Below are 4,242 nucleotides of genomic sequence, written 5' to 3'. Positions count from 1 at the left end.
GGGCAAGCTTGGCAAATGGCCTGCATCGCCCAGACCCGATTACGACCACGCCTCAGGCACAGAGTTGCAGAAACACCCGTTCACGCTAATCCTGGCCGATGCCCGATTCGGGCTGGCCCCACAGCGCTGCGTCGACAATAATCCCCTATTACGGCACGCGACATGCCTGCCACTCCCCTCCCCTACCGTAAGCCTGGATGCCATGCTGACCTGGTTGCAACGCGACTCCCTGACATTTCCGCCACTGGCCAAGGCCATGCGCGAACCCAATGGCCTGCTTGCCGCCGGTGGCGACCTCTCGGCTGAACGCCTGATCCAGGCATATCGTCACGGCTGCTTTCCGTGGTTCTCAGAGGGCCAGCCGATCCTTTGGTGGTCGCCGGACCCGCGCACGGTGATTTTCCCTGACGAACTGCATGTGTCCCGAAGCCTCGGCAAGTTACTCCGCCAGCAGCGCTATACCGTGACCTTCGACCAGGACTTCGCCGCCGTCATCCAGGCCTGCGCCGCACCGCGTGCTTACGCGGACGGCACCTGGATCACCGAGGGCATCCAGCGTGCCTACCTGGAACTGCACCAGCGCGGCTACGCGCACTCCGTAGAGGTTTGGGACGCTGGCGAGCTGGTAGGCGGCTTATACGGCCTCGCAATGGGCCAGCTGTTCTTTGGCGAGTCGATGTTCAGCCGCGCCGACAACGCCTCAAAATTCGGCTTCGCCACACTCACCCGGCAATTACAGGCCTGGGGTTTTGTGCTGATTGACTGCCAGATGCCCAATGACCACCTGCACAGCCTTGGCGCTCGCGCCATCCCGCGCAGTGATTTTGCCACCTTTCTGCACAACCATCTGGACCAACCCAGCGCTGGACCGTGGGTTTCCTAGGCGACTTCCTCGCACCTGGCTTACACTTATTTCAAAGCTTATCCCGAGGGTTGATCATGACCGAGCTGGCGCGATTGAAGTTTTATGCCACTCAAGCCCACTCTTGCAGCTATCTGCCCGACGAGCAGGCCACCACGCTGTTCCTCGACCCCAGCCAGCCCATGGACGTGCATGTGTACGCCGACCTTTCGGAAATGGGCTTTCGGCGCAGCGGCGATCACCTGTATCGCCCCCACTGCCAGAACTGCAACGCCTGCGTCCCGGCGCGCATTCCGGTCGCGCAGTTTTTACCGGACCGCAACCAGAAGCGCATTCTCAAGCGCAATGCCGACCTGACAGTCACGGCCACCCAGCCGCACTTCAGCGAAGAATATTTCGATCTCTACCAGCGCTACATCGAACAACGTCACGCCGACGGCGATATGTTTCCGCCCAGCCGCGACCAGTTTTCGACCTTCCTGGTGCGCGATCTGCCGTTTTCACGCTTCTACGAGTTTCGCCTTGCAGGTCACCTGGTGGCGGTGGCTGTCACCGATTTGCTGCCCAATGGCCTGTCGGCGGTCTACACCTTCTATGAACCGGCCGAAGAACGCCGCAGCCTCGGACGCTTCGCCATCCTCTGGCAAATAGGTGAAGCACTGCGCCTGGAACTGGAGGCGGTGTACCTCGGTTACTGGATCAAAAACTGCAAAAAGATGAACTACAAGACCCAATATCGCCCCATAGAACTGCTGATTAATCAAAGATGGGTCACGCTTAACTAGAACCCCTTGGCTTAAACACCCTTTTTCGGGCACAATGCACGCCGCTTTTGCCTGGCGCAGTTGCACCGGGCCATTCACTGGATACCGAGGGCTTTACTGCATGTCGAAAGAAGACAGCTTCGAAATGGAAGGCACTGTCGTCGACACCCTGCCCAACACCATGTTTCGTGTGGAGTTGGAAAATGGGCACGTCGTAACCGCGCATATCTCCGGCAAGATGCGCAAGAACTACATTCGTATTCTTACCGGCGACAAAGTGCGCGTCGAGCTGACGCCCTATGACTTGAGCAAAGGGCGCATCACTTACCGCGCTCGTTAATCAAGTCAATACAAAACGCCCGGTTATGCCGGGCGTTTTTGTGTGCGCTATTTAACATCCGCCACTTGACCTTGTGGGAGCTGGCTTGCCTGCGATGGCGATGGGTCAGTTGTAGAATATTTTCCTGATAGACCGCCATCGCAGGCAAGCCAGCTCCCACAGTGGATCTCCAGCGTATTCGAGACAGCAAAAAGGCGCCTTTCGGCGCCTTTTGCTTTGTTGCATGCTATCGATCAGGCCATTTCAGCCGTGGTTTCGAACTCGAAGGTCAGCTCGCCGTCCTTCAGGTCGATGTGCACCACGCCACCATGGTCGGAAAGCTCGCCAAACAGGATCTCTTCGGCCAATGGCCGCTTGATCTTGTCCTGGATCAGACGTGCCATTGGGCGCGCGCCCATTGCCGCGTCGTAGCCACCCTCTGCGATCCAGCTGCGCGCCGCCTCCGTCACGTCCAGCTGCACGCGCTTGTCTTCCAACTGCGCTTGAAGCTCGGTAAGGAACTTGTCCACCACACTTTTGATGACCTCATGGCTGAGGCGACCAAACTGGATAATGGTGTCCAGACGGTTGCGGAACTCCGGCGTGAAGCTCTTCTTGATCACTTCCATCGCATCCGAGGAGTGATCCTGGTGCGTAAAGCCAATGGAGGCCCGCGCAGCCGTTTCAGCACCGGCGTTGGTGGTCATGATCACGATCACGTTGCGGAAGTCCGCCTTGCGCCCGTTGTTGTCGGTCAGCGTGCCGTGGTCCATCACCTGCAGCAGCAGATTGAAGACTTCCGGGTGCGCCTTCTCGATTTCATCGAGCAGCAATACGCAATGCGGCTGCTTGGTAATCGCCTCGGTCAAAAGACCGCCCTGATCAAAGCCGACATAGCCCGGCGGGGCACCGATCAGGCGCGACACGGTGTGGCGCTCCATGTATTCGGACATGTCGAAGCGCACCAGCTCGATCCCCATGGCCTTGGCCAATTGCCGCGCCGCCTCGGTCTTGCCGACGCCGGTAGGGCCTGCAAACAGGAACGAACCGACCGGCTTGTCCGGCGACTTGAGGCCCGCACGCGACAACTTGATCGCGGTGGACAACGCGTCGATGGCCGCATCTTGACCAAACACGGTGAGCTTGAGGTCGCGCTCCAGGTTACGCAGCAGCTCTTTATCGGAACTGTTGACGTGTTTTGGCGGAATCCGCGCGATCTTCGCCACGATGTCCTCGACTTGAGGCACGTCGATGCGCTTCACACGCTTCTCGACCGGCTGCAGGCGCTGGTAGGCGCCCGCCTCGTCAATCACGTCGATGGCCTTGTCCGGCATATGCCGGTCATTGATGTAGCGCGAGGCCAGCTCGGCGGCGGCGCGCAACGCCTCATCGGTGTACTCGATGCCGTGGTGCGCTTCAAAGCGCCCCTTGAGACCGCGCAGGATGCCGATGGTGTCTTCAACCGAAGGCTCGGACACGTCGACTTTCTGGAAGCGACGCGCCAGGGCACGGTCTTTCTCGAAGATGCCGCGAAATTCCTGGAACGTGGTCGAACCGATACAACGGATATCACCCGACGACAGCAGCGGCTTGAGCAGGTTGGACGCATCCATCACCCCACCGGACGCCGCACCGGCACCGATGATGGTGTGAATTTCATCGATGAAAAGGATCGCCTGCGGGCGTTTTTTCAGCTCGCCGAGCAGCGCCTTGAAGCGCTTCTCGAAATCGCCACGGTACTTGGTCCCGGCGAGCAACGCGCCGAGGTCCAGGGAGTAGACGACACTGTTGGCCAGCAAATCCGGCACCTGGTTATCGACGATGCGCTTGGCCAGGCCTTCGGCAATCGCGGTTTTACCCACGCCCGCTTCACCCACCAGCAACGGATTGTTCTTGCGACGACGCGCGAGGATCTGCGCTACACGCTCAACCTCAAGCTCACGCCCCACCAGCGGATCGATCCGCCCCTGGCGCGCCAGTTCATTGAGGTTGCTGGCGTAGGCATCCAGCGGGTTGCTTGAAGAAGAAGACTCACCGCCCTCGTCGTCCTGCATATCCTGCTCACCCTCGGAATGATCGCCGTGCCCAGGCACTTTGGAGATACCGTGGGCGATGTAGTTGACGACATCAATACGGGCAACGCTCTGCTGTTTCAGCAGGAACACTGCCTGGCTTTCCTGCTCGCTGAATATCGCCACAAGCACATTGGCGCCTGTGACTTCTCGCTTGCCGGAGCTCTGCACATGGAACACGGCACGCTGAAGTACCCGCTGGAAGCCCAGGGTTGGCTGGGTCTC

4 protein-coding genes are annotated in these 4,242 nt (G+C 59.5%); 3 read left to right on the top strand and 1 reads right to left on the bottom strand.

Translation table 11 applies throughout. The features are described 5' to 3' along the window. Window positions 1-202 precede the first annotated feature (202 nt). The 3 genes from aat to infA all read left to right on the top strand — a co-directional run bounded on the left by aat (window position 203) and on the right by infA (window position 1,966). Entirely contained in the window at window positions 203-883 is a 681-nt protein-coding gene (gene aat, locus WBB95_RS19170) for a leucyl/phenylalanyl-tRNA--protein transferase (protein WP_424489012.1), read from the top strand. Window positions 884-939: 56 nt separating this feature from the next. Then, window positions 940-1,647 (top strand): arginyltransferase, encoded by a 708-nt coding sequence (locus WBB95_RS19165; protein WP_424489011.1) that lies wholly within the window; start codon window positions 940-942, stop codon window positions 1,645-1,647. A gap of 100 nt (window positions 1,648-1,747) precedes the next feature. Further along, window positions 1,748-1,966, top strand: a complete 219-nt coding sequence (infA, locus tag WBB95_RS19160; protein WP_002553999.1) for a translation initiation factor IF-1 — start codon at window positions 1,748-1,750, stop codon at window positions 1,964-1,966. A gap of 233 nt (window positions 1,967-2,199) precedes the next feature. Here the strand turns inward: infA and clpA are convergent. Next, on the bottom strand, window positions 2,200-4,242 hold a 2,043-nt coding region (clpA, locus tag WBB95_RS19155), incomplete at its 5' end, for an ATP-dependent Clp protease ATP-binding subunit ClpA (RefSeq protein ID WP_424489010.1).

The organism is Pseudomonas sp. (genome assembly GCF_049645325.1).
Lineage (GTDB): Bacteria > Pseudomonadota > Gammaproteobacteria > Pseudomonadales > Pseudomonadaceae > Aquipseudomonas.
This window is presented reverse-complemented; position numbering and strand designations above follow the sequence as displayed.

Coding starts and splice junctions, on each gene's coding strand:
- aat (WP_424489012.1), top strand. CDS start 203: ATGCTGACCTGGTTGCAACGCGACTCCCTGACATTTCCGCCACTGGCC.
- WBB95_RS19165 (WP_424489011.1), top strand. CDS start 940: ATGACCGAGCTGGCGCGATTGAAGTTTTATGCCACTCAAGCCCACTCT.
- infA (WP_002553999.1), top strand. CDS start 1,748: ATGTCGAAAGAAGACAGCTTCGAAATGGAAGGCACTGTCGTCGACACC.